Consider the following 25,399-nt stretch of genomic DNA (forward strand, 5'->3'; position numbering starts at 1 on the left):
CTGTCCCCATTGGGATGGTGGAGCTGTTTTTTTATTTTCAGGGAATACCCTCTCAGGGACAGGGGACTCCCCTATATCAGTGGCAGAGTCACGGCAGATACAATAAGGACAGGAAGTGAGTTCATACACGCAGCAGATAAAAATGGCGGAAAAGGTGAGTGGAATGATTAAAAAATTGCAATTGCCGTTACAAACCCTGAATTTGATCGTAGGCTTTATGGTATGGGTAATTATTTCATCCCTAATGCCCTTTATTTCCGAGGATATATCTATTCCATCCGGAAAACTGGCTATGGTTACGGCGATTCCCGTAGTCCTAGGCTCGATCCTGCGTATTCCTCTCGGCTATTATGCCAATATTCTCGGGGCGCGTATCATTTTTATGGTCAGCTTTATCCTGCTGCTGTTTCCCGTCTTCTATATTAGCAATGCCACCACATATATAGACTTGATTGTTGGCGGATTGTTTTTAGGGATCGGCGGCGCCGTTTTTTCCGTAGGGGTCACCTCACTGCCCAAGTATTTCCCAAAAGAAAAGCACGGGTTTGTGAACGGGATCTACGGGGTTGGGAATTTGGGTACGGCCCTTACTACATTCACTGCTCCAATCGTAGCTGCCCATTATGGCTGGGCTACTGCTGTGAAGCTGTATCTGATCCTTCTGCTGGTATTTATTGCACTGAATTTCTTCTTCGGTGACCGCCATGAGCCTAAGGTTAGAACACCCATTATTGAACAGATCAAAGGGGTAGCTGCCAACGAGAAGCTCTGGTTGTTCTCGCTCTTCTATTTCATTACGTTCGGATCGTTTGTCGCATTTACCATTTATCTGCCTAACTTTCTGGTATCCAATTTTGGACTGGAAAAGGTGGATGCAGGCATGCGCACAGCAGGGTTTATTGCCGTTGCCACGTTCTTCCGGCCGGTTGGCGGCTGGTTGGCAGACAAATTCCAGCCATTATTTCTGCTCATCGGCACCTTCAGTATTTATACGGTTGCAGCAATCCTGTTAGCATTTCTGCCCTCTATTGGATTGTACACGGTTGGATGCCTGGCTATTGCCTTCAGTGCCGGGATTGGCAATGGGGTCATATTCAAATTAGTCCCGCTCTATTTCAATAAGCAGGCGGGGATTGCCAACGGGATTGTCTCGATGATGGGAGGGCTGGGCGGATTCTTCCCGCCGATTATGCTCTCCGTTATCTTTTCCATCACAGGCCAATATTCGATCGGGTTCATGCTGCTTTCACAAGTGGCTCTGGCGAGTCTGGTCCTTGTCATTTGGCTGTATTACAACGATCGCCTGGCGCTTACTTCTGAAGTGTTCAAATCTACGGCACAGGGAATTCTTGTTACAGATGCTTCGGGTGTTATCAAGAGCGTTAACCCTGCATTTACGAGGCTTACCGGTTTTACGGAAGCAGAGGTACTCGGCAAACTGCCAAATGTGCTGAAGTCAGGAAGGCAACCACAAGATTTTTACCGTAACATGTGGGGTGAAATCCGGGCAAAGGGAGTTTGGCAGGGTGAGATTTGGAACAGAAGGAAGAATGGTGAAGAGTATCTCCAACTGCTGAATATCAGTGCTGTCAAGGATGAGACCGGCACGGATATTCGTTATGTCGGTACATTCAGCGATATTACGCAGAAATAAGTAGGGGGTCATTAGCGATAAAAGGAGGGCGTATGACAACGACACCAATCACCGATCAACTAAGACGTCCCATCCGGGATTTGAGAATTTCGGTAACTGACCGTTGTAATTTTCGCTGTACTTACTGCATGCCTAAGGAAGTATTCGGTGACAATTACGCCTTCATGCCTGCCCGCGAGCTGCTGTCTTTTGAGGAGATTCTTCGTTTGAGTAGGCTTTTTGTATCCTTGGGGGTTGTCAAAATTCGCTTGACCGGGGGAGAGCCGTTGCTGCGGAGTAATCTTCACGAGCTTGTATCCGAAATTCGGTCTATAGATGGAATAGAGGACATTGGATTGACCACTAACGGTGTCTTCCTTGGGCAGCAGGCTAAAGGGTTGTACAGTGCAGGATTGCGGCGTTTGAACATTAGCCTGGATGCGCTGGATCCGGAGATTTTCGGAAAGATGAACGGAAGAGGGACAAAACCTTCTCTTATCCTGAGAAATATCGATCAAGCCCGCGACCTTGGCTTTGAGATCAAAATCAACATGGTGGTTCAAAAAGGCGTTAATGAATCGGAGATCCTGCCGATGGCTGCCTATTTCAAGGAACGCAACATAACGCTGCGTTTCATTGAATTTATGGATGTGGGTAATGACAATGGCTGGAGCCTCGCAAAAGTTGTAACCAAAAGGGATATTCTCGAAAGCGTTCAAAGTGTTTATGAGCTTGAGGCTTTGGGGCTGGCGAGCCAGGGGGAAGTTGCTCAGCGTTACCGCTACAAGGACTGTCAGACAGAGGTCGGATTTATCACTTCGGTATCTGAATCTTTTTGCTCCTCTTGTACCCGGGCAAGGCTATCTTCTGACGGTAAATTCTACACTTGTCTGTTTGCATCCAAGGGTACAGATTTGCGGACATTACTTCGCAACGGTGCTGACAACAGTATGCTGATGAGCGTAATTAAGGACATTTGGGAGCTGCGCGGAGACCGGTATTCCGATGAGCGTCAGGAACAAAGTGCAGCCAGCAGGAACAAGATAAGTATGTCTTATATAGGTGGCTGACGGGTTGGGACACACATAATTGTATGACTATATAAAGTAGGAGTCGATGGTCACCCATGAACGGAGCAGAACTGCTGATTCAGCTATTGATTGACAAGAACGTCGAAACCATTTTTGGATATCCCGGTGGAGCTGTGCTTCCTCTGTACGATGCTCTATTTGATTGTAAAGCTATACAACATGTATTGGTAAGACATGAGCAGGCGGCTGTTCATGCCGCAGATGGTTACGCAAGGGCTACGGGGCGTCCAGGGCTCGCCCTCGTCACTAGCGGGCCTGGCGCAACCAACGCCATTACCGGAATCGCAACAGCGTTTATGGATTCTATTCCACTAGTTATCCTTACTGGTCAGGTGGCTACCGAATTAATCGGTCTGGACAGCTTCCAGGAAGTCGATATTTACGGTATGACGATGCCGGTTACTAAACATAATTATATGGTTAGGGAAGTTGGCGATCTTCACCGGATTGTAAATGAAGCCTTCTATTTGGCCACGTCAGGCCGTCCCGGTCCTGTCTTGATCGATCTGCCGAAGAACATAATGACAGCCATAGTGGCGGACAAGCTGTACAGTGAAATATCTCCGCCACCCTTACATATCCGCGGCTATCAGCCTTATTTACAAATCCCTGCCCACAGCCTTGAGCTTGCGGCAGAGCGATTCAATCATGCTGAACGTCCTTTAGTCCTTGTTGGCGGTGGCTGTATGCCGGGTGATACGCCCGCATGGTTGAAACAGTTTGTGGAGCGGTTCCGCCTTCCGGTTGCGAGCACATTAATGGGATTGGGCGCCTTGCCTTCCGACCATCCCCAGCATTTAGGTATGGTGGGCATGCACGGAACTGTAGCGGCTAATCGAGCATTGCAGGCAGCTGATTTGGTATTATGTCTTGGGGTCCGCTTCAGTGACCGCGTTACAGGCAACCGCAAGTCATTCTCCCCCGGCTCTTTTAAAATACAAGTTGATATTGATTCCTCTGAACTGAATAAGAATATTAATGTGGACCTATCCATAACAGGACTCATCTCGGAGATGCTTGCCGGATTGATGGAAGAAATACATAGGAGTGACCACTCCCCCTGGGAGAAACAAATTCAACAGTGGATAAAGCGCTCTTCTAAATCTTCCCCACAACCAGAAGCGAAACTGACTCCGCAGGATGTAATAAAATGTATTGATGCAGCTACAGACGGCAATGCCATCATTTCAACCGATGTAGGCCAGCATCAAATCTGGACAGCCAGAAATTACAACTTTACCGAACCGCGCTCTTTTCTAACCTCCGGTGGACTTGGAACTATGGGCTATGGATTGCCGGCAGCCATCGGTGCAGCAGTGGCTTACCCCAGCCGCGATGTCATCTGTATCACAGGGGATGGAAGCTTTCAGATGAATATGCAGGAGATTATGACAGCTGTTGATCTGGAGATTAACCTGAAGGTTGCCATTCTCAAGAATGGATATCTGGGGATGGTAAGACAGTGGCAGCAGCTGTTTCTTGGGCGAAGGTACTCTGCAGTGCACATCAGTTCACCGGACTTTGTGGCATTAGCCAAATCTTTTGGCGCTCACGGATTTCGGGCACAGAGCTTGGAAGAAGCAGAGTGCATGATTGAAGAAGCCTTTCACACCAAGGGTGTAGTAATCATGGAATTTGATATTACCGAAGAATCTAATGTATATCCCATCGTTCCCCCGGGGGCCGGGAATCACGACATGATCGAAGAGTAGCGGCATCACAATATAAAGAAGCGGGTTCCGGCAATCGGAGTCCGCTTCTTTGCTTCCCTGGAGATATCTATGGTTAGAAATATAAGACAATCACTGATATGTACAGCATGACTGAAAAGACAATTTCCAGCATTCCGGTCCGTTTGGCTGTAATCTTGGTTCTTGGAAGGCCCGCTGCGCGTGCCAGCAGAATCAACAGGGGGAAGACTAAGGAAGGGAATATCAATATTCCCGTAAGCAGGAATAGACAGTGATATATGACCGATGCGTAATAATACTGCGGATTATTTTTCTCACGAATAATTGTTTTTACATACAAGGCAGTACCTGCAAAATATAGGAATGCTAGAATAAATAATTCGGCAGCCGTTTCCCAGTTTGTCCCGCCGCCAATATAAAATACGGGAAACAGCATCAGGCAGAACAGCAGAATACCTGAGATATCGTTGAGCAGCGCCCGTTCGTTTTTGGTTCTGGCATAGTACAGATTTACAGCGAAAAGAGGGAGTGCCAGTAGTGCAAACCAGAGAAGACGAGGCTCGACAACAACCAGATAAATGATAAAAGGGAGGAGCAACAGGCCATACACTTGGAGCGGCTTGAGAATCCTGTCAAACCGTCTCGTTCGAACTCCTTGCAGCAGTTGGAAGATGAATAAATAAATCAGCAGCCAGCAAATGAACAAAGGTATATGGAGGAATAGCGCCCGTGAGGCTGCCATCCCTAACAAAAAAGGGAGAATCAGCATAGCCCATGCCCCGTGTTGATTAGGAATATACTTTTTCAATATTACATACCTCCTATATCATTAGATGCTGTATTTCCCCGACTCTATAAATATACGACCCTTCAGGGCACTATTTAGTGATCCCAAGCACACACTGCTGATTTCGCTAACTCATCACGATAAGCACTTCAAACAGGATATCCAGTATCGCCGCAGAAGGTCTTTCACACTATAACTACCGTCATGCAAAAAATAATACTTGCATCTGCTTGTCAAATAGTGCTATTTTAAAATAAAAGCCACACGAAACAACGAAAAAGCACAAAAGAACAACTTGGGATCACAGGAGTGATCACCCGGATTTCAGGAGGCTTACTATGAATAACCGACATCTTACCTTTCATACGGATGGAACTTTTAAAATGGTACAGTTTACCGATATCCATCTCCAGGATGGAATCGAGCCGGAGCGCGATGCCCGGACACTGGCGCTTATGCAGCGCATTCTGGAAACCGAGCAGCCGGATCTGGTTGTGTTCAGTGGTGACCTGATTTACAGCGTTGATACAGTGGACCCTAAGGCCACCTTCCGGCGGGTTATTGAGGTAGCGGTACAGGCCGGGACGCCGTTTGCCGTGATCTATGGCAACCACGATACGGAGAAGGGGGTTACACGGGCAGAGCTCCAGGCGATTTTGACGGAATATGAGTTATGTGTAGCTGAAGCGGGACCGGAAGAGATACACGGTACTGGAAATTATGCGCTACCTCTCTATAGCCATGCTGGAGACAGGGAGTCGGCGGTACTGTATTTCGTGGATTCGGGTGAATATGCGCCTGCTGCGATCGGAGGGTATGCCTGGATTCATCCCAATCAAGTCGAATGGTATTCCCGGGAATCTGCTAAGATTCGTGAGAGAAACGGCGGAATACTGCCTGCTCTGGCTTTTATGCATATTCCTATTCCCGAATACAATGAGGTGTGGCAGTCGGGGCGTGTAGCCGGGAGAAAAGGTGAAATGGTCTGCTGCTCCAAAGTGAATAGCGGCTGGTTCGCAGCGATGCTGGAAGCGGGGGATGTGATGGCAGCCTTCGCCGGGCACGATCATGACAATGATTACATAGGCGTACTGCACGGGATAACGCTGGCCTATGGCCGGGTGACCGGGCACAACACTTACGGGGCACTGCAACGCGGCGCACGGGTCATACAACTCCTGGAAGGGGAGCGGCGTTTCGAGACTTGGATCAGGCTGGAGGATGGCAGTGTAATGTAGCCTAAGCATGGATAGAGACAACAGGAGGGTATACGAAATGAAGGTAGATTTTCATCTCCATCTGGAAGAAGGACCCTATTCCCCAAGGTGGCTGCAACGTACGCTCGAGAGTCTGGCGGCTATGAAAGGCAGCAGTGAGCAGATACATACGCTGTCTTGGATGCAGGAGAGCTTTCGTCTATTGGAACGGCGCATCGCGGGCGGAGCTTTCACTACAGAGTGGCTGGACCTGTATCTGGAGCAAGCCAAGAAGAGAGGCCTTCATACTGTCGGCATCGTTGATCATCTGTACCGGTTCACGAAATATAAAGCCTATTATGAAAAGCATATGGTCCTGGATGATACCTGGATAGGCCGTTTACAGCGGGAATGGCTGGACCAAGTATGCATGGCAGATTCGGACGATTTTGTACGATGCATTCAGCTCCACAAGGAGAAATGGCAGCACGAGGGTATTGAGCTGCGGCTCGGTATCGAAGCGGACTATTTTCCGGGCTGCGAACTGGAGCTAAGCAGTATATTGGCGGAACAGCCGTATGACTATGTTATCGGCTCAGTGCACTTTGTAGATGGCTGGGGCTTTGACAATCCAGCGACACAAACGTATTTTGAACAATTCGATCTGGAAGCACTGTACGCCCGGTTCTTCGAAATCGTCGGTAATGCGATCACTTCACGCTTGTTCGATATGGTTGCCCACCTGGATAACCTCAAAGCCTTCAACTATCGCCCCGACGAGCAACGGTTGCTGTCATCGTATGAGCGAATTGCGGATCTGCTGATTGCACATGATACAGCCACAGAGATTAACGCAGGTATGGTGTACCGTTATCCAATTCAGGAAATGTGCCCGAGCCCGGCTTTCCTGGCGGTATTGGCGGCCAAAGGCGTGCTTTTCACGACCTCCACCGATGCTCATTTTCCTGAAGATCTTGGCGGCTATACGGATCAGCAGCTCGAACTTCTGAAGCAGGCGGGGATACGGGACATTGTAACCTTCCACAACCGGCAGAGGAGCCGGCACGGGCTGGAATAACGAATACATGGCGAGTCTTTCTTCTTGAAGAAAGGCTCGTTTTGTTATAGTTGGGTATGTTTTTTGGATCGGTTATAATAGAATACACAAGTTCGGTAGAGGAGAGTTGTTCAGATGAAGAGCACAATGAAAACGAATATAATAGAATACTGTTTGCAGAAAAAAGGGGCAACCCAGGAGTACCCCTTCGGACCTGAACCCTTGGTGATTAAAATTAAAGACAAAATGTTCGCTCTGATTTTTGAGAATATTGAGAAGCACACCATTATCAACCTGAAATGTGATCCTGTAATTGCGGATAATCTAAGAGAGCAGTATGAAAACGTTCGTCCAGGTTACCATATGAACAAAAAACACTGGAATTCAATAGCCCTCGATGGTTCCGTGCCCGAGCCTGATCTATTTGCTATGATCGACCACTCTTATCTTTTAGTGGTTAAAACCCTCTCCAAAAGCCTCCAAAACTCCATACTGGAGAATTAATGTTAAGGGCTTAATATCGTATAAGTGTATCCTACTCTTGCATTTGCCCTGACCTCCGGCGACGCAGGCTCATGACAACCAAGGACAAGGCAACGCCCGTGAGGATCAGCCCAAGCACCCGGAATCCCCCGAAGCTGAACTTTCCGCCCATTACAATCCCTATCAACAATGAGGAGAGAATCGTTCCAAGGTATCTGGATGTATTGAACAAACCGGACGCTACTCCGATTATTTCTTTCGGTGAGCTTTTGAACAGGGCTGCTTGCATACCGACATTATTCAGCCCATTACTTATTCCGAAAACAGCTAAAGCCACACACACACTGATCACTGGTGAATGTTGATTCAATGACACGATCCAAACGGACCCCAACGTCATTAATATGGCGGACACCAAGAGTGCCGGACCTGCCCCCGATTGATCGATCCAACGTCCTGCCAGCGGAGAAACCACTAGTGAGCACAATCCTAAGGTTAACATCAGAATCCCTGTTTGGAATTCACTGACATGACGTACCATTTGCAAATAGGAAGGAAGCCCGAAAAATACCGAATAATACAATACATTGACAAGCATGAATTCAATATTGACCCAAGTCATTGCAGGATAGTGTGCAAATGTACGTAAGGGAATAAAAGGTGAGGTCGTTTGCAGCTCGTGCCGGACGAAAGCCCAAATGAATATGAGGCCAATCAGTCCGACAGTAACCGTTAGCCATGAGATATGCCCGGATGATTTTGCCGACAGTAATCCAACGAGTAGTGCAACCAGACCTGTTGTGAAAAGCAGGATACCTGTTACATCAATCATCTGTGCCCAATTCCGAAAAGACATGTTGCTTGCGATGGCTGCTCGCGGATCGTCCTTAGGGATTGTCCTCCAGGCCATTAGAAAGCTCACCGCCACAAACGGAATATTGACGAAAAAGATAGCATGCCAATCCCACCAATGAATGATTACCCCGCCAATAAAGGGTCCAATAGCTGCTGCTCCAGATAGGAATATGGATAAAACAGATAATGCCGTCGCTTGCTTCTCTGTGATATGAACTCGCACAATGGCCATTCCAACGGCAACCATCATACTTGTTCCAATGGATTGCACGATACGGAACACGATAAGCCACCCAAAGCTAGGCGACAGTGGAGCTAAGAATGAGGCAGCGAAGGCAACACATAACCCGGTAAGGAATATTTTTCTGCGGCCGAATAAATCACTGGCTTTTCCCATGACAGGTTGTGCAACAGCACTCGCTATGTAAAAAGAAAAAATAACCCAAGAAACCTGTGTGAAATCGAGCTGAAACACCTGTTGCAGCCGTGGAATCGCAACCGAAACCATCGAAGAGTTAAGTGGATTCAAGAGAATACCCAATCCCACGGAAATCATTAACCACCAGCTACGTGAATTCATTTGTGAGTTCCTCCCCGTATTGTTTTAAACCTATCTTACTTGACATGATGTATTTACTCCAACGCATTTCATGTTATGATTTCATTGACCCAAGGGAATGAATGGAGGCTGAGAGATGGAACTTCTTCAATTGCAATATTTTATAACCGTAGCTCGATTGGAGCATGTTACTGAAGCTGCACGAAGTCTGCACGTTACTCAATCCTCTCTGAGCAAAACGATTGCCCGTCTGGAGGACGATTTGGGGGCTCCCTTATTTGACCGGACCGGAAGAAGACTGCGGTTGAATGAGTTCGGAAGCAGATTTCTCTGCCGTGCAGAACGGGCTTTGTTTGAATTGGAACAGGGCAAGCAGGAGATTAAGGATCTGGCCAACCTGGAACATAGGACCCTGGAACTGGCGGTGACCGCCGCAAGCATGCTGCCCAATATCCTTCGGGAGTTTCGGAAAAAGAGGCCTTCTGTTCACTTTCATGTTCAAATGCTTGCCACGCAGGAAATGGTCGCACTTCTTCTTAGTGGAGCGGTAGATGTATGCTTGTCTTCACCTCCGGTACAAGGGGATGATATTGAATGTCAAATTGTATACATGGACCCGATCGTTGTCGCTGTACCTAAGGGGCATCACCTAGCAAATCGAAAAAAGGTATCTTTGATAGAACTAAGGGATGAGTGGTTTGTCGGTGTAAAGAGAGGCTACGGGACTCGCGATAGAGTTGACGCGGTTTGCGAATCTGCTGGATTTGTACCCCAATATGTATATGAGGGAGATGAACCTGCAAGGTTAAGTGCTCTTGTGGAAGCGGAAATCGGTATTGCCTTCATGCCAAACAGTGCACGGAACTCACGGGAAGACATCCACTATATTCAAGTGGAGGATCACGAAATGGTAAGAGAAATCGCTTTATTATGGCACAAAAGCCGCTACATTTCGCAGGCTGCTCTGGAATTCCGTGAGGTGGTTGTGGAATATTTCCGGTCGATGTGTTGAATTCCAGCAGGTTCATTAATAACTAAAGAATAGCAGAGAAGCCCTCCAGGCATAGCCGGGGGGCTTCTCTGCTTCTCTCTATGTCAATATGAGCCTTCCTAAATTGTGGGAAACCATATTCATCACTAGCAGCATCCGGATATCCGGAGCAGTGGGTTGCGGATTTATATTGACACAGAAGTGTTTCTCTTCTCTATCGACTCAGCTCATATGATATGTTATCATGATAAACTGATAACGTGTTAACGAACTAAAGCACATGATCCAATGTGTTATCTACTAGGGGGATTTGTGAGATGAAGAGAAGAGGAATATTGGTATTATTAGTTGTAATGGCTATTACTGTAATAGCGGGCTGCTCCAGTTCAGGCAGTAAGGATGGCAAGCTGGTGATCGGTATAGATGATAAGTTTGCACCGATGGGCTTCAGAGATGATAACAATGAAATTGTCGGTTTTGATATTGATTATGCGAAAGCGGCAGCTGAGAAAATGGGCAAAGAGGTTACCTTCCAGCCAATAGACTGGTCAGCCAAGGAATCGGAGCTGAACAGTGGACGCATTGATATGATTTGGAACGGGTACACCATAACAGACGAGCGTAAGGAGAAGGTCTTATTTACCAAGCCTTATCTGGAGAACAGCCAGGTTGTAGTCGTACTGGCGGATTCAACGCTGTCGAAGCTGGATGATCTGGCCGGAAAAGAAGTCGGACTGCAGAGCCTTTCGTCGGCTGCGGATGCCCTGGAGGCCAGCCCTATCAAGGCCAAGCTTTCTGGTGTTTCCGAGTTCACGGATAATGTGCTTGCCCTGACGGACCTGAAGTCGGGACGCCTGGATGGCGTGGTCATTGATGAAGTGGTGGCAAGATATTATATGTCCAAGGAACCGGACACTTACAAGCTGCTGGATGAATCCCTTGCTCCTGAGCAATACGGCATCGGCATTAAGAAAGGCAATGAAGCACTGCTGACTGAGCTGCAGAAGGCTCTAGATGAATTGAACAGTGACGGAACGGCTGCTAAAATCTCAACGAAGTGGTTTGGAGAAAATAAAGTACTTAAATAGATTGTTTCCTTTAGGAGTCGGGTGAAAGACATGAATATTGACTATATTATTAAGATTTCCGGGCCGATGCTGGAGGGAGCGCGGACGACCGTCTTGCTGTTCCTGATTGTGATCCTGCTGTCCATTCCACTCGGAATGATTGTTACTCTAATGGCCAAAAGTGCCCTTAAGCCGCTGGCCTGGATCGCACACACTTATATCTACGTCATGCGCGGAACACCACTGTTGCTGCAGCTGCTGTTCTTCTGCTTCGGCCTGCCGCAGATTCCCGTGATTGGGCAGTATCTGGTCATGGACCGTTTCGTCGCAGCCAGCCTTGGGTTTATCCTCAATTATGGTGCGTATTTTGCCGAGATTTTCCGTGGCGGGATGCTGTCGATTGACAAGGGGCAACATGAGGCAGCCAAGGTGCTCGGACTCAGCAAATGGCAGACCCTGCGCAAGGTGATTCTCGCCCAAATGTTCCGGGTGGCACTGCCGGCGGTAGCCAACGAGTCGATTACCCTGATCAAGGATACTGCCTTGCTATATGCAGTAGCCGTACCGGAACTGTTGAATTTTGCAAAAACGGCGGTGAACCGCGATTTTACAGTGACCCCATTTGTAGTAGCGGGCGTAATTTATTTGCTGATGACACTGGTGCTTACGCTGTTCTTCAAGGGTCTGGAGAAACGTTTCAAATATGAGTAGAAGGGCTGTTTGGCTATGAGTAGTATGATTGAAGTAAAACAATTGCAGAAATCTTTCGGCAGCCTCGATGTGCTGAAAAAGATTACCTTTGACGTTAAACCCGGAGAAGTAGTGGCGGTGATCGGGCCTTCCGGCTCCGGAAAAAGCACCATGCTCCGCAGTCTTGTGTATCTGGAAGAGGTTACCGGCGGGAGCATTTTTATTCAAGGCAAGCCGCTCGTGGAGAACGGTAAATACGCTAGTGGTGCGGACATTAGGGGGATTACCGCAGCTATGGGCATGGTGTTTCAGCACTTTAATCTTTTCCCTCACCTCACTGTACGGGGAAACCTGGAACTTGCGCCGAGAACGCTGAAACGGGAGAACACTCAGGATATAACCGCTAAAAGCCGGGAACTGCTCTCCAAGGTAGGTCTTGCTGATAAAGCAGAGGTATACCCCTCCATGCTGTCAGGCGGGCAGAAGCAGCGGGTGGCTATCGCCAGAGCACTTATGCTCAACCCGGACATTCTGCTGTTTGACGAGCCGACGTCGGCGCTTGATCCCGAACTGACCGGCGAGGTGCTGCGTGTCATCCGCCAGCTTGCGGAGGAGAACATGACGATGATCATCGTCACACATGAGATGAACTTTGCCCGAGATGTGGCAGACCGTGTAATCTTTATGGACAACGGGGAAATCGCCGAATCGGGCACACCGGAGGAGATCTTCGGTAACCCGCAGCTGGAGCGGACCCGGACATTTTTATATCGGGATTAAACGTAAGTGGAATTTAAGAAAGTGCATAGCTGATGCTATGTGCTTTTTTTGTCTATCGGAGACCGAGATTTCAGCTTATAATCCTCGCTTATCCCCAGACGATCCGCGATGACAGCGTTACTCCAAGCTGCTGCAGGAACCTTTTCCAAGTCCAGCCTTCTCCCCGGAAATTTGCGGGGCGGGACAGCCTGGAACGGTGCGTAATGAATGGTGTAGGAGGAAGCCAGCCTATGTTGAACATTGGATTGATCGACTTCGGCGTTATGCACCGTATGCATTTCGGTAACTATTGAACTGAAAGCGATTTGCGACATTCTGGATTGATGAGATGAAGGAGGTGCTTCGATTGACTTTCTGACAAGCGTGGACAAGCATGGTTTTGACAGTGGGCTTAGAAAGTGAGAAAATATGGCTTTGTAGAAGAGGAGGCAGATTAATGAATCAGCGTTTTCGTATAACCCGATCCATGCAAGATAACAATGCGGAGCAAAGCATCTCTTTGGAAGAGTGCAAACAATACTTTGCATCCTCACCTGACTTTTCGTACTCGCAGGTTCTTACCATTCAAGGAGCAGATAGTATCATGTCCATCGATGGTGATTTTTTTATGTGGAAACTTGGGGATATGGAGATTCCTTTCCGGCTTTATATGGGGGATTTGTATGTAGCCATTTCAAACGAAGCTATTGTTCCCAAAATGATTGAAGTGGCTACGGATCTGCGAGCAGATGTGGTGGAAGGGTGAACTGGAAAAGCGAGTAATTCCTTGTGTAAGCAAAGCATCCGCTCTCATGGCGGATGCCTTTTTGTCTTTTTTTTATTTAAAATACTCACAGCTAAATCGTGTGAAAACAGCGTGGGAATCAGGTTTTTCTCCAACTGCATACAAGCCGATAAGTACACCTGTAAATCCTCCTGCTACTTCTGAGGAAAGGTATCTGGTTTGCGCAGCTCCAAGTTGGGTTTCTGTCCCATTGACTTGAGCGTAGAAGTGATAATGAGTAGGAGTAGACTTGATAACCAATGTAGCCTGATTATTTTGGTCCATATTTATAGCTCTTTCAATGGATTTAATATCACCGATATTCAGTCGTTCAATGACCTCGTATCCATCTTGATGTTCGCGCAGTGCCAGATCATAATGGTGGTTTTCGTCCATATAGACCGTTATGCCGGCTTCGCCATCGGTTAGGCTGATATCGCATGAAATAACCGCGTTGAAGTCTTTTTGACGAATGCCTATAAATGTAGGTGATGCCGGAACATCCAGTGTAACACCGGTACCTTTAAGCTTCGCTTTATCGGATTCCAACATATAATGCTCTGCAACCGGATGACGGAGATAACACCAGTCCAGAGTCCAATCGGTGTTCTCGAATGTGAAGAGTTGCTTCTCCTGTTGAAGGATGGTATCCGCGATACGATCGGTTTCGAAACTTAATAGAGTGGTACCCTTATGACCTGCCGTAAACCATCCATCCTCGCCAAAAGTAACCGGGGTCAGGAATACTTCACGTCCCAAGTGGTGATAAGTAAGATACAGACCCGTCTGACGGAATCCCAGATGCAACAGCCACCAATTCCCTTCGTGGTTTTGGATCAGATCACCGTGGCCAACGCCTTGAAGCTCGTAACCGCCTAAATTCCTATTGGTCAAAACAGGGTTGTTCCTATAGGCCTCAAACGGGCCGGAAGGTGAATCTCCCCGCGCATAAGTGACCATATGGCCATATTCGGTTCCGCCTTCAGCTGCCATCAGATAATACCGTCCATTTATTTTGTATAGATGAGGGCTTTCCAGATAACGTCCCCCTGTACCTTGCCAGACTGAACGGCTTGGAGACAGCTTACGGCCGGATTCAATATCAATTTCACACTGGACAATACCGGCAGCTCCATCATCATCTGTACCATTGCTCATGAAATACGTTTTTCCGTCTTCAAAATATAAATCCGGATCGATTCCCCCTTGATCAACATTGATAGGTTCAGACCATTCGCCATAAATATCATCGGTCCAGACATAAAAGTTCTGACGTGTAGTATCATTTGTGGTCGTCATGTAGAATCGGCCTTGATGGTAACGCAGGGTTGGCGCAAAGACCCCCCCGGAGCTGCTTACACTATCCAGCTGAACCTGGCTTTTCCGGGTTAAGCAATGTCCGATGGGGGTCCAATTTATCAGGTCTTGGCTCTTAAAAATCGGAACACCGGGGAAATATTGAAAGGAACTGCATACCAGATAATAGGTATTTTCCACTTTGCATACGCTGGGGTCAGGGTAAAACCCTTTGATGACCGGATTATTGTATTTCATTATATCCTCCTCATTATAAATTCATATATGTAAGAATTCAGCTTGCCTTGCTGCTAAGAAAATTAAACACCATTCGATATAAACTTTCAATGGAGGAGGGTTGAAGGTTGGTAGTAAATTTATTAAATTAATATATATATGATTTCAATATGTAACGTCAGGAGATTGTTCATGTTAAAAGCGAACGGGGAACCGAAATTCATGGCGCTATATGAAGCGCTGGCAAGCGAAGTGCGGTGGCGGATTATGGGCTTGATTGCCGATAACGAAATGAATGTAAAAGATATTGCGGCTATGCTTGAACTTAGCCCCTCCATCGTTACCATGCACATAAGGAAACTCGAGCAAGCCGGATTAATCGGGAGCCGCAGGGTCCGTATAAACGGAGGGACGCACAAAATATGCTTCCTCACACAAAAAAACATTGAGATCGAACTGCCTTTCGCCAGCCGGGCTACGAAGAGCAGAGAACAAACCATTTCAGTCGGTCATTATACCGCATTTGAAGTTCATCCTACTTGCGGACTTGGCACGCACGAGAAAGAAATCGGTGTTTGGGACGATCCGCGCTATTTTCTCGACCCCGAGCGGGTTCATGCTGCCATTTTGTGGTTCGGAAGGGGCTACGTAGAGTATAAAACACCTAACTATCTGCTTCCTGATCAAACGCCAGAGGCTATCGAGATTTCAGTGGAAATGGCTTCGGAAGCGCCGGGCCTGCGAGATTATTGGCCTTCGGACATCCGGTTCACGTTTAACGGTGTCGCACTTGGAATATGGACAAGCCCGGCAGACTTCGGAAGAGCTGCTAGGGGAATATATACACCGAAATGGTGGCATCGAAATGTGAATCAATACGGACTATTGAAGACGATCCGCATTGACGCTTCAGGTACGTTTATAGATGGAGAGTGGATGTCGGACGTAACTGTTGATGATATCAAGCTAAAGGAACAATTCTGGACCCTTCGTTTCGCGGTTGAAGAGGATTCTGTAAATGTAGGCGGATTGACGCTCTATGGGGCCGGTTTCGGCAATCATGATCAAGATATTGTAATTCGTGCATACCTTAGCGAGTGATAGACAGGTGTGTATATTATTTTATAATGATCAATTTCTACCATTCCGTTCATTAATGAACAAATCGCAGGGTATTAACAATAGGCAAGGTCTTTAATATCTTTATAATAGACGTGTACACATTAAAGTATCCATTCATAATAAAAATGAGGCTGAACATGATTTCATCTATGAACAGAAAGAAGGACATAATAATGAAAAATGAACAACTCAGCAATAGTACCATTTTCCCGTTAGGAGAGAAGGTACAAGCATATTTTACAGGTGACGCTTATCTGCAAATGGTGTTTACAGATCCAGCGCCTCTGAATACCGTGATCGGCAATGTAACCTTTGCTCCAGGGGCCCGCAATAACTGGCATGCTCATCAGATTGGACAGGTTCTGTTAGTTACAGGCGGCAATGGCTGGTATCAGGAAGAAGGCAAACCCGCCCGTTCACTCACAACCGGTGATGTGGTCAATATTCCGCCTAACGTGAAGCATTGGCATGGTGCGACAAAGGACAGCTGGTTTGTGCACCTGGCTATGACCCCAGGAACCACGGATTGGTTCGAAGCCGTCGATGATGCATGGTTTGATGAATTGTAGGAAAAAGGAGGTTAGACCTGTGGAATATATCAAATTTGGCCATACAGGAATGGACGTATCGCGGATTTGTCTGGGGTGTATGAGCTTTGGAAATGTACTGCCAGGATGGCATCAATGGGTGCTTGATGAGGATAACAGCCGTCCTATCATAAAAAGAGCTCTTGAGCTCGGGATTAACTTTTTTGATACAGCGAATGTCTATGCGAATGGAACCAGTGAGGAGATTATTGGACGGGCTCTGAAGGATTATGCGAACCGGGATGAAATTGTTCTCGCCACAAAGGTTTGGGGACGCATGCATCAAGGTCCAAATGGTTCGGGGCTGTCCCGTAAGGCTATTATGAGCGAAATCGACAAAAGCTTGAAGCGGCTAGGGACTGATTATGTAGATCTCTACATCATTCACCGCTGGGATTACCATACGCCAATCGAAGAAACTATGGAAGCCATGCACGATGTAGTGAAGTCCGGGAAGGCCAGATATATCGGCGCTTCTGCCATGTTCGCATGGCAATTTCAAAAGGCGTTACATGTAGCGGAGAATAATGGCTGGACTCGTTTGGTATCCATGCAAAATCACCTTAATCTCATTTACCGGGAAGAGGAAAGGGAGATGATGCCGCTCTGCAAGGACTACAAAATTGCTGTGACACCTTATAGTCCACTGGCATCAGGAAGACTGATCCGCGATTGGTCGGAAAGCACCCATAGATCCGAAACCGATCTCATTCAAAAAGCCAAATACGATTCGAGTGCAGCTGCAGACCGTCTGATCATTGAACGTGTGGCGTCACTTGCAGAAAAACACGGTGTACCCCGCATTCATATTGCTCTAGCCTGGCTGCTGCAGAAAGAATCTGTAGCTGCTCCTATTATCGGCGCGACGAAGCTATCGCAACTCGAAGATGCAGCAGGTGCTCTGTCGGTGAAATTATCCACGGAAGAAGTTTCATTCCTTGAAGAACTTTATATTCCGCATCCAATAGTTGGAGCGCAGTAAATGAATGAACGCAGCCTGGGAACGACATCATAAGGATGTAGTATACATCTCAGTTTCCCGAGGAGGATTCTTGTATGGCTCACCAGATGAGAAGGAAAGAAGCTGCCTGGAAGTCACGAAAGCAAGAACAGCATCCCCATGGTAAAATCAAATCGCTTAAGGTTTTGTCCAGCGAATATGAAGAGAAGCATACTACTTTGTAAGGGAAGAAAGACTGCCAGGAGAGTGCGCTGGCGGTCTTTTTTCATTAAGTCATTTCGGGACTGAAAAGAAATCGCTCCAGGGCGATTTCTTTTTTTGTGTTTTTATCAAGTGCAATGACTAGATCATGCTATTCCTATGACTTGAAAATGAAGGTTTGGCTAAATGAAAGTATACTACAATGTGGAGTGAACAGAGAGCTTGAATCTGTATAAAAAATAGACAGGAGTGCGGATGTATGCAGTACACCAATCCCGTAATACCGGGCTTTCATCCTGACCCCAGTATTTGCCGTGTGGGCGAAGATTATTACTTAGCCACAAGTTCGTTTGAATATTTTCCAGGCGTCCCTATCTTTCATAGTAAGGATCTGGTTCATTGGCGGCAGATCGGTCATTGCCTCACTACAGAGCAACAGCTTCCACTAACAGGCGCATGGAGTTCAGGCGGAATCTACGCACCAACCCTCCGGTACCACGACGGCTGGTTTTATATGGTGACCACCAATGTTAGCGGAGGCGGTAGTTTCTTTGTCAAGGCACACAATCCCGAAGGACCCTGGTCGGAGCCCATACAGGTTGCCCAGAAGGGCATCGATCCCTCTCTATTGTTTGATGACGACGGCCGTGTATATTTACAGTCTCCAACGACTGGTGTTGAAGGCGACGGCATCTATCAATGCGAGATGGATCTGGAGACCGGAGGCAGACGGTCAGAAAGCCGCTTGATTTGGAAAGGTACAGGGGGGGCTCATCCCGAAGGTCCGCATTTATATAAAATCAACGGACTATATTATCTGATGATCGCCGAAGGGGGAACCGAATACGGACACATGGAAACGATTGCAAGAAGTAATCAACCCTTTGGACCCTTTGAACCCTGCCCCCATAATCCAATTCTTACGAATCGAAGCATGGGAAACGGCATACATGCAACGGGGCATGCGGATTTAATTGAAGCTCATGACGGAACTTGGTGGGCTGTGTGCTTGGGGATAAGAACGGTGTCTTACCCTATGGGACATCATCTGGGAAGAGAGGTGTTCCTGGCACCTGTCAATTGGACATCTGATGGATGGCCCGTGGTAGGTAATAATACGCATATTGAACCAGTCATGGATGCTCCGAAGCTTCCTCAAGTGTTGTGGCCGGATAAGCCGCCCAGAGATGACTTCGATGATGAAAAGCTGGATATGATGTGGACTTTTTTGCGCAACCCTGCTGGGGGGAGCTGGTCATTGACGGAACGCAAAGGTTATCTTGTCCTCTATGGACAAGCGGCATCCTTAGATGAGGTTGGGACTCCTGCTTTTGTAGGACGTCGTCTGTGTCACTTTTCCTGCAGGGCTGTGGCTAAGCTGGAGTTCGAACCACAGCATGACGGGGAAGAAGCGGGATTAACAATGTATATGGATGAAGAGCATCATTACGATCTGGCTATAAAATTCATTCAGGGCCGCAGGAAGCTGATCTTCCGGCGGACAGTCGGCTCCATGCAGATGGTAGAGCTACGTGATTGTCCCGAAGGAGCGATTGAGCTCCAGTTTCAAGCGCTGCCTGAGAAATTTGTGGCTTCATTCCGATCTTCACAAACGGGAGAAATAGAAATGGGATGGGGAGAAACGCATCTTCTCTCAACTGAAGTCGCCGGCGGGTTTGTGGGAGTAATGGCTGCCATGTATGCAATCTCTGAAGCGCAGAACCCCGCTCCTGCATCATTTGACTGGTTCGATTATGAGCCATTCCAATAGGATACATGGTTCGATGTACAGATCAGCTCTTTCTGTCTGAACAGGCCTTAGTTTTCAGAGAATACAGGCCGCACTTGTGGTTCTTGCATTTTACGAAATGCTTTCGGGGTCATGCCGAAGCTTTTTTTGAATTGGCGTGTGAGGTAATTGCTGTCATTAAAACCACACTCGTAAGAAATATCCGTTATGGAACGGTTTGTCTGCTTAAGCAGTGTGCAGGCACGTTCCAAACGCAGCCGGTGAAGATAAGCAATCGGTGTCGTCCGGTAATACGACTGGAAAATCCGGTTTAAATGTCTGACAGATATGTCAGATTTGGACGCAATCTCCTCCAGAGTCACTTGTTCCAGGTAGTGGTCCTCGATGTAAGAAATTGCACTGGCCAGATGCATCAGACTGTTGGCTACGCCGTTCTCCTGGTGGTCATATTGCCTGGACAGATATACAACAAGCTCCATGAACCTGGAAGCGAGCATGGTCTGATACCCTTGTTGCTTCGTTTCATATTCTATAATCATAACCGAAACTAGAGCTGTGACATGTTCAAGGCTGGCTATCGACATGTTCAGTTTGCTTTTGTACGGATTAATGCTGCGGTAGAACGGTTCCAAAATGAAAAGCGCCTGATAACCATCCAAGGACCGTAAATCCGGTCCGGCAGACTTCAACATATCCGGCTTGTACATGATGTTGCAAATCTTGAATTCGTGCGGGGCCATATAGGCATGATGGGTCCCGCCGTTCAGGACAAATACATTCCCTTTCTTGATAAATGATTCTTCATTGTTGACGATATGTGTAGCATGACCATTTAATACGATGACCAAGACGAAAACAGTCACTCTTAACACACCAAAAGGGGGAAATGATGACCATGATTCAAAAATTGCCCAAGACCTGCGGAATAGCACTTTTAGCAAGTGCACTCCTTCTATCAGCAGGCTGCAGCAGCTCTAAAAACAATTCTGCGAATACCGCAAATGACAGCACCGGTAGTGATACCAGTCCGATAACATTTTCATTTTTTGGAGCGGATGCGAATCCGAACTGGAATAAAATGCAAGATGATGTGGGGAAAGAAATCACCGCAAAAACCGGAGTAACCCTTAATGCCGAATTTGATGTGGGCAATGGCGGAGGGGACAGGATCTCTTTAATGGCTGCCAGCGGGGATTTTCCAGATATCATCTACGCCAAAGGTGAGCTTGGCAAACTGGTGGATGCAGGAGCGATTATCGATTTGACGGATCTTATCGACAAATACGCTCCACATCTTAAAAAGGTCATGAGCAAAGATATGAACCGTATGAAATACAGCAACGAAAACCAGGCCATCTATTCGATACCCACCAACACAGGTGTTGACCAGCAGTATTTTGACGTTACGGGCGGTTTTGAAGTTCAGCTTCGTGTACTCAAAGAATTAGGATATCCGGAGATTAAAACCGTTCAGCAATTTGAAAGCGTCCTCAAAGAATATGTGGCTAAACATCCGACAACCGATGGGCAGCCGACGATTCCGTTATTGCTCAATGCGGATGGCTGGAAGAGTATGATTACCGTAACCAATCAAGCTGCGGCGACTACGGGTGGTGCAGGTGACGGTGAATACTATGTGGTTCCGGAAACCTATCAAACCATGCTGCACTACAAACGTCCGGAAGAAAAAGACTACTTCCGCTGGCTGAATCATATGTATAACGGAGGACTACTGGATAAGGATTCTTTTGTAGAAAAGGATGATCAGTATAAATCAAAAATCTCCAGCGGGCGAGTACTCGGTCTCACTTCTGTAGAATGGGAGTATGGAGACGCTGAAAATGCTCTGAAATCAGCAGGTAAAGATGGATATTCGTATGGTCATTTTCCGGTGACTATGGGCGAGCAGTACAAAGACACCCTCCAGGCCATCGGAGTTGACGGTTATGGTATCAGCATTACTACAGCCTGCAAAGACCCGGTTCGTGCCATTAAATTCATAGACTGGTTATCCTCTGATGAAGGTCAGGTACTGCGAAATTGGGGGGTGGAAGGCAAACAGTACAATATTGAGAATGGAGTGCGTGTGATCCCGGATGAGATCCGCAATCAGAAGGTGAATGATTCGGCCAATTTCGGGAAACATACAGGCATCGATCTATATACAATTTTCGGAGTCCGTTATGGAGACGGTGTAAAGGACTCAACAGGCAATTACTATACTACGAACTTCCCGGAACAAATCATCGCGAGTTACTCGGATGCTGAGAAGGAAGCATTAGCGGCATATAAAGCGACAACGTGGAAGGATCTGTTCCCGGCCGAGGATGAGTTCCCTGTCAAAGAATGGGGGGCACTGTATAACATGCAGGTTCCGACGGATGGAGATTATCAGGTCATTTACCAGAAGACCCAAGATATTGTCCACAAGCGTATTCCGGAGGCCATTCTCTCTAGCCCAGCAGACTTTGACAAAATATATGATGCATTCCTCGACGAATTGAACAAAGTTGGAGCAGAGAAAATGGAGAAGGAATATACCGAGCTGGTTAAAGCAAGAGTTTCACTTTTTACCGGCAAGGATATTAAATAACACAAGTAAGCAATGCAAGACCCTTACCTGTTTGAGGTGAGGGTCTTTATGTCTGTATATCTTCAAACCTCCAGAGTGTTCTGAAGCTTTGAATAAGTTAATAAGTGGATTTCAAGCATTTGAACTGTTAAGATAATATTTACGTTATTAAAGGTTATAGGAAAATGAGGACAACGGAATGATGAAAATTTTTAGGCATAAAGCTTATTTTATCGGAATACATGTTTTATTGTTTATTTCCTTGTTTGTGGCACTATACGCGTGCTCCCCGTCCATTCGGGTTAAAGTTAAAGGAATTATGGATCCTCCGGATAAAGTATCTATAATTGCCCATCGCGGCGCTTCCGGATATGCTCCTGAGAACACAATGCCTTCCTTTGAGCTGGCGCTTGAAATGAAGTCGGATTATATTGAACTCGACATTCACTTAACCAAAGATCATATTCCTGTCGTGATTCATGATGAGACCGTCAATCGCACAACAAATGGCAAAGGGTATGTAAGAAACATGACTTTAGCACAGATTAGACGCCTGGACGCAGGTTCATGGTTCAATGAGGCTTATCCGATGTTTGCCAGAGAGAAATATGCAGCGACACCCATTCCCACACTTGATGAGGTATTCGACACTTTCGGGAAAAATATCAGCTATATCCTTGAAATCAAGGACTCAACTAATGAGACTAATATTGAATCCTTATTAAACGAATATATTATGAAATATGAGTTGAAGAATGTGGTGTCCATTCATTCATTCAGTAGAGCCAGTTTACGTAAATTTCATACAATAAATCCGGAAATTCCGCTCTATCAACTCGTTTGGAATGATTATTCCCAGGTGAGAGTCTCAGCAGCTTTTCTGAAGGATGTGAAATCCTACGCTGTTGGAATTAGCCCCAACTTTCAGGGAATCACTTCGGCTTATGTGGCGCAGTTGAAGAGGGCCGGACTCAAAGTGATGCCGTATACGGTGAATTACCAGCTCAACATGAATAAAGCCTATCTATGGGGTGTGGACGGGGTGTATACCAATTTCCCTGACCGTTTTCTTGAAGTCATTGAAACGAACCGTATGAATGCCCAGTGGTAAAGCGATGGCCCTTACAAGCTGCTGAAGACGATATTGTGCAGCTTACGCGTAATCGCCATCGTACCGGCATCTTTTTTCTGGACCATAAACAGTACGGTCAGACCATCTTGAGGACTGTTGCTGAAATATGCCCCCAGCCACCCATCCCAGCCGTATTCGCCTTTGCCGCCGATAAATCCGGCTTTTCCGGTGTCGGTCATGATGCGCATCTGGTTGCCGTAGCTGTGCCCCTGCAATGAATGCCAAGTATCGAAGCCTTTTTGCTGACCATCCGTTAAACTAGCCGAGGTCATATATTGAACGGTTCTAGGCTTAAGCAATTGAACGCCATTATAGCTCCCTTGTTTCATAAGCATCGTTGTAAATTTTGCGGCATCGTCAATCGTAGAGACAAGTCCGGCACCGCCCGACTCAAATACCGGTTCACAGTCCATATGGTGGTTGATGCCCAGATGGCTGTCCGTGTACACCTTCAAGCCGCCTTCACCGTCATCCTGATAGACTTTCGCAAGACGGTTTCTTTTTTCTTCAGACAGCCAGAAACCGGTATCGTTCATTTCCAGCGGCTCCAATATCTCTTTTTTCAAAAATTGCCCGTACCGCATGCCGCTAACTGATTCTACAATGGCGCCAAGGACGTCTGCCGACGTTCCGTATTGCCAGTAAGCTCCCGGCTCGAACGACAGGGGGCCTTGACCCAGGCGGTTTGCGAATTCCATTGTGCTCATTGGATTGTCACTATGTAAGCGGCTGTCCAGTTCCTGGAACAATATATCTGTCTGCTGTCCGGCTGTGTCGGTTCCGCCGTATACCAGTCCTGATGTCATATTCAGCAAGTCGTGAATGGTGACATCCCGGCTGACGGGTACCCGTTCGCCGTTTTTCTCAACCCGTTGATTTTTGAAACCCGGAATATACCGGCTTACAGGATCGAACAAATCGATTTCGCCACGTTCCAGGAGCATCATAACGGCTGTGGCAGTAACCGGCTTTGTCATCGAGTATAGACGGAAAATCGAATTTCTTGAAATACGGCGTCCCGTTTCGAGGTCGGCCAAGCCATCTTCATGATAAAAGACTTCGTTGCCGTCCTTGATTACCATAAAGTTCGCGCCGGCGATTTCCTTGTTATCGATACTTGCCCTCAGCGTTTTTTTCAATAGGTTGGTTATGTTTGACTCCAGCATATTTCTTAAGACTCCCTCTCCTGATAAGTTCCCTTAATCAAAACTAACTTTATCACTGGCTAAAGTGAATATTAAACGCTTTTGGGCAGATTGTATAGTACATGGATTATAGGCTTCTCTCTAAAAGGGCCCCGACTTGCTTCGCCATCTCATGCGGCGGATACGGCATCCCATTCCTAATCCACCATTCGATGACTCCAACATACGCTGTCCCTGCATATTGCAGCATTACTTCATCACTTAATCCAGCGTTCCTATCGCTTTCCCTGTCAATCTCACCTTGGAATCCTTTCATAAAAGAAGCAAGAAGCCGCGTACTAAAAGAGGATGGTGTTCCTTTACTTGCAAGCATCGTTGAAAAGAACAAATAGTTTTTCTCGAAATATTCAAAATAAGGTACAAGAGCATCCACCCAATTCAACTCACATGCCCAGGCGTCCATCTCCCCTAATTCATTAATGTGTATTTCTATGAGCTGATCCAGCAAATCAAATTTGTCCTGATAATGAAGATAAATAGTGCCGCGGTTGACATTTGCCCGGTCTGCCAGCTCCTGAATGGTAATATCATCAAAATTCTTTTCCATCATGAGTTCAATAACAGCATTTTTTAAAGATTCTTGGGTTTTGAGAATTCTGCGATCCACTTTTCCCATCGTAAATGATCACCAATCTTTCTTAGATCATGAATAGTTTTGATAGATTTGTTTATAAATCAACAAATAACGTCTTT

The 25,399-nt window shown here is 46.8% G+C and carries 24 protein-coding genes; 18 read left to right on the forward strand and 6 right to left on the reverse strand.

The window, feature by feature from the left end; genetic code table 11:
• Positions 1-163: 163 nt before the first annotated feature.
• From A3844_RS30480 to ilvB, 3 genes are read left to right on the forward strand one after another with little or no spacing between them, the layout of a single operon-like run.
• On the forward strand, positions 164-1,654 hold the full coding sequence (locus A3844_RS30480) for an MFS transporter (RefSeq protein ID WP_074109495.1): 1,491 nt from the start codon (positions 164-166) through the stop codon (positions 1,652-1,654).
• Positions 1,655-1,686: 32 nt separating this feature from the next.
• Positions 1,687-2,703, forward strand: a complete 1,017-nt coding sequence (gene moaA, locus A3844_RS30485; protein WP_074109456.1) for a GTP 3',8-cyclase MoaA — start codon at positions 1,687-1,689, stop codon at positions 2,701-2,703.
• Between the two features lie 56 nt (positions 2,704-2,759).
• A complete protein-coding gene (gene ilvB, locus A3844_RS30490) occupies positions 2,760-4,436 on the forward strand; it encodes a biosynthetic-type acetolactate synthase large subunit (protein ID WP_074109457.1) in 1,677 nt (558 codons plus the stop codon).
• 73 nt (positions 4,437-4,509) lie between these two features.
• Here the strand turns inward: ilvB and A3844_RS30495 are convergent, their stop codons facing one another.
• Positions 4,510-5,223 (reverse strand): YwiC-like family protein, encoded by a 714-nt coding sequence (locus A3844_RS30495; protein ID WP_074109458.1) that lies wholly within the window; start codon positions 5,221-5,223, stop codon positions 4,510-4,512.
• A gap of 317 nt (positions 5,224-5,540) precedes the next feature.
• Between A3844_RS30495 and A3844_RS30500 the strand changes: the two genes are divergently transcribed.
• The 3 genes from A3844_RS30500 to A3844_RS30510 all read left to right on the forward strand — a co-directional run bounded on the left by A3844_RS30500 (position 5,541) and on the right by A3844_RS30510 (position 7,959).
• Entirely contained in the window at positions 5,541-6,440 is a 900-nt protein-coding gene (locus tag A3844_RS30500) for a metallophosphoesterase family protein (RefSeq protein WP_074109459.1), read from the forward strand.
• A gap of 37 nt (positions 6,441-6,477) precedes the next feature.
• Positions 6,478-7,476 (forward strand): histidinol phosphate phosphatase domain-containing protein, encoded by a 999-nt coding sequence (locus A3844_RS30505; protein ID WP_074109460.1) that lies wholly within the window; start codon positions 6,478-6,480, stop codon positions 7,474-7,476.
• Positions 7,477-7,602: 126 nt separating this feature from the next.
• On the forward strand, positions 7,603-7,959 hold the full coding sequence (locus tag A3844_RS30510) for an MmcQ/YjbR family DNA-binding protein (RefSeq protein ID WP_074109496.1): 357 nt from the start codon (positions 7,603-7,605) through the stop codon (positions 7,957-7,959).
• 31 nt (positions 7,960-7,990) lie between these two features.
• On the opposite strand, the gene A3844_RS30515 is transcribed toward A3844_RS30510, so the two are convergent.
• Positions 7,991-9,373, reverse strand: coding sequence for an MFS transporter (locus A3844_RS30515; protein ID WP_074109461.1), 1,383 nt, complete (start codon positions 9,371-9,373; stop codon positions 7,991-7,993).
• Between the two features lie 115 nt (positions 9,374-9,488).
• Here A3844_RS30515 and A3844_RS30520 point away from each other — a divergent pair, with 115 nt between their 5' ends.
• From A3844_RS30520 to A3844_RS30540, 5 genes are all read left to right on the forward strand, one after another.
• On the forward strand, positions 9,489-10,364 hold the full coding sequence (locus tag A3844_RS30520; protein WP_074101859.1) for a LysR family transcriptional regulator: 876 nt from the start codon (positions 9,489-9,491) through the stop codon (positions 10,362-10,364).
• Positions 10,365-10,660: 296 nt separating this feature from the next.
• Complete coding sequence (locus A3844_RS30525) at positions 10,661-11,431, forward strand: amino acid ABC transporter substrate-binding protein (protein WP_074109462.1); 771 nt, start codon at positions 10,661-10,663, stop codon at positions 11,429-11,431.
• 30 nt (positions 11,432-11,461) lie between these two features.
• Positions 11,462-12,121, forward strand: coding sequence for an amino acid ABC transporter permease (locus tag A3844_RS30530; protein ID WP_074084406.1), 660 nt, complete (start codon positions 11,462-11,464; stop codon positions 12,119-12,121).
• Positions 12,122-12,136: 15 nt separating this feature from the next.
• Positions 12,137-12,880 (forward strand): amino acid ABC transporter ATP-binding protein, encoded by a 744-nt coding sequence (locus A3844_RS30535; protein ID WP_074109463.1) that lies wholly within the window; start codon positions 12,137-12,139, stop codon positions 12,878-12,880.
• A 436-nt stretch (positions 12,881-13,316) separates the two neighbouring features.
• Positions 13,317-13,625: a hypothetical protein gene (locus A3844_RS30540; protein ID WP_074101857.1), complete on the forward strand. Its 309-nt coding sequence runs from the start codon at positions 13,317-13,319 to the stop codon at positions 13,623-13,625.
• A gap of 72 nt (positions 13,626-13,697) precedes the next feature.
• On the opposite strand, the gene A3844_RS30545 is transcribed toward A3844_RS30540, so the two are convergent.
• On the reverse strand, positions 13,698-15,197 hold the full coding sequence (locus A3844_RS30545) for a glycoside hydrolase family 43 protein (protein ID WP_074109464.1): 1,500 nt from the start codon (positions 15,195-15,197) through the stop codon (positions 13,698-13,700).
• 171 nt (positions 15,198-15,368) lie between these two features.
• On the opposite strand from A3844_RS30545, the gene A3844_RS30550 reads away from it, so the two are divergent.
• From A3844_RS30550 to A3844_RS30565, 5 genes are all read left to right on the forward strand, one after another.
• On the forward strand, positions 15,369-16,277 hold the full coding sequence (locus A3844_RS30550) for an ArsR/SmtB family transcription factor (RefSeq protein ID WP_074103858.1): 909 nt from the start codon (positions 15,369-15,371) through the stop codon (positions 16,275-16,277).
• A 194-nt stretch (positions 16,278-16,471) separates the two neighbouring features.
• Positions 16,472-16,867 (forward strand): cupin domain-containing protein, encoded by a 396-nt coding sequence (locus A3844_RS30555; protein ID WP_074109465.1) that lies wholly within the window; start codon positions 16,472-16,474, stop codon positions 16,865-16,867.
• Positions 16,868-16,886: 19 nt separating this feature from the next.
• Positions 16,887-17,867, forward strand: coding sequence for an aldo/keto reductase (locus A3844_RS30560; RefSeq protein WP_074109466.1), 981 nt, complete (start codon positions 16,887-16,889; stop codon positions 17,865-17,867).
• 74 nt (positions 17,868-17,941) lie between these two features.
• Complete coding sequence (locus tag A3844_RS33670) at positions 17,942-18,070, forward strand: DUF6254 family protein (protein ID WP_244169897.1); 129 nt, start codon at positions 17,942-17,944, stop codon at positions 18,068-18,070.
• 236 nt (positions 18,071-18,306) lie between these two features.
• Positions 18,307-19,818 carry a glycoside hydrolase family 43 protein gene (locus A3844_RS30565; RefSeq protein WP_074103860.1) on the forward strand — a complete coding sequence of 504 codons (1,512 nt, stop codon included), beginning with the start codon at positions 18,307-18,309 and terminating at the stop codon, positions 19,816-19,818.
• A 47-nt stretch (positions 19,819-19,865) separates the two neighbouring features.
• Here the strand turns inward: A3844_RS30565 and A3844_RS30570 are convergent, their stop codons facing one another.
• Positions 19,866-20,660 (reverse strand): AraC family transcriptional regulator, encoded by a 795-nt coding sequence (locus tag A3844_RS30570; protein ID WP_244169898.1) that lies wholly within the window; start codon positions 20,658-20,660, stop codon positions 19,866-19,868.
• 32 nt (positions 20,661-20,692) lie between these two features.
• Between A3844_RS30570 and A3844_RS30575 the strand changes: the two genes are divergently transcribed.
• Positions 20,693-22,390: an ABC transporter substrate-binding protein gene (locus A3844_RS30575; protein WP_074109498.1), complete on the forward strand. Its 1,698-nt coding sequence runs from the start codon at positions 20,693-20,695 to the stop codon at positions 22,388-22,390.
• Positions 22,391-22,568: 178 nt separating this feature from the next.
• A complete protein-coding gene (locus A3844_RS30580) occupies positions 22,569-23,480 on the forward strand; it encodes a glycerophosphodiester phosphodiesterase family protein (protein WP_074109467.1) in 912 nt (303 codons plus the stop codon).
• Positions 23,481-23,491: 11 nt separating this feature from the next.
• On the opposite strand, the gene A3844_RS30585 is transcribed toward A3844_RS30580, so the two are convergent.
• On the reverse strand, positions 23,492-24,667 hold the full coding sequence (locus A3844_RS30585) for a serine hydrolase domain-containing protein (RefSeq protein ID WP_074109468.1): 1,176 nt from the start codon (positions 24,665-24,667) through the stop codon (positions 23,492-23,494).
• A gap of 106 nt (positions 24,668-24,773) precedes the next feature.
• On the reverse strand, positions 24,774-25,322 hold the full coding sequence (locus A3844_RS30590; RefSeq protein WP_074109469.1) for a TetR/AcrR family transcriptional regulator: 549 nt from the start codon (positions 25,320-25,322) through the stop codon (positions 24,774-24,776).
• Positions 25,323-25,399: the final 77 nt, after the last annotated feature.

The organism is Paenibacillus helianthi (assembly GCF_001909055.1).
Classification (GTDB): Bacteria; Bacillota; Bacilli; order Paenibacillales; family Paenibacillaceae; genus Paenibacillus_AQ; species Paenibacillus_AQ helianthi.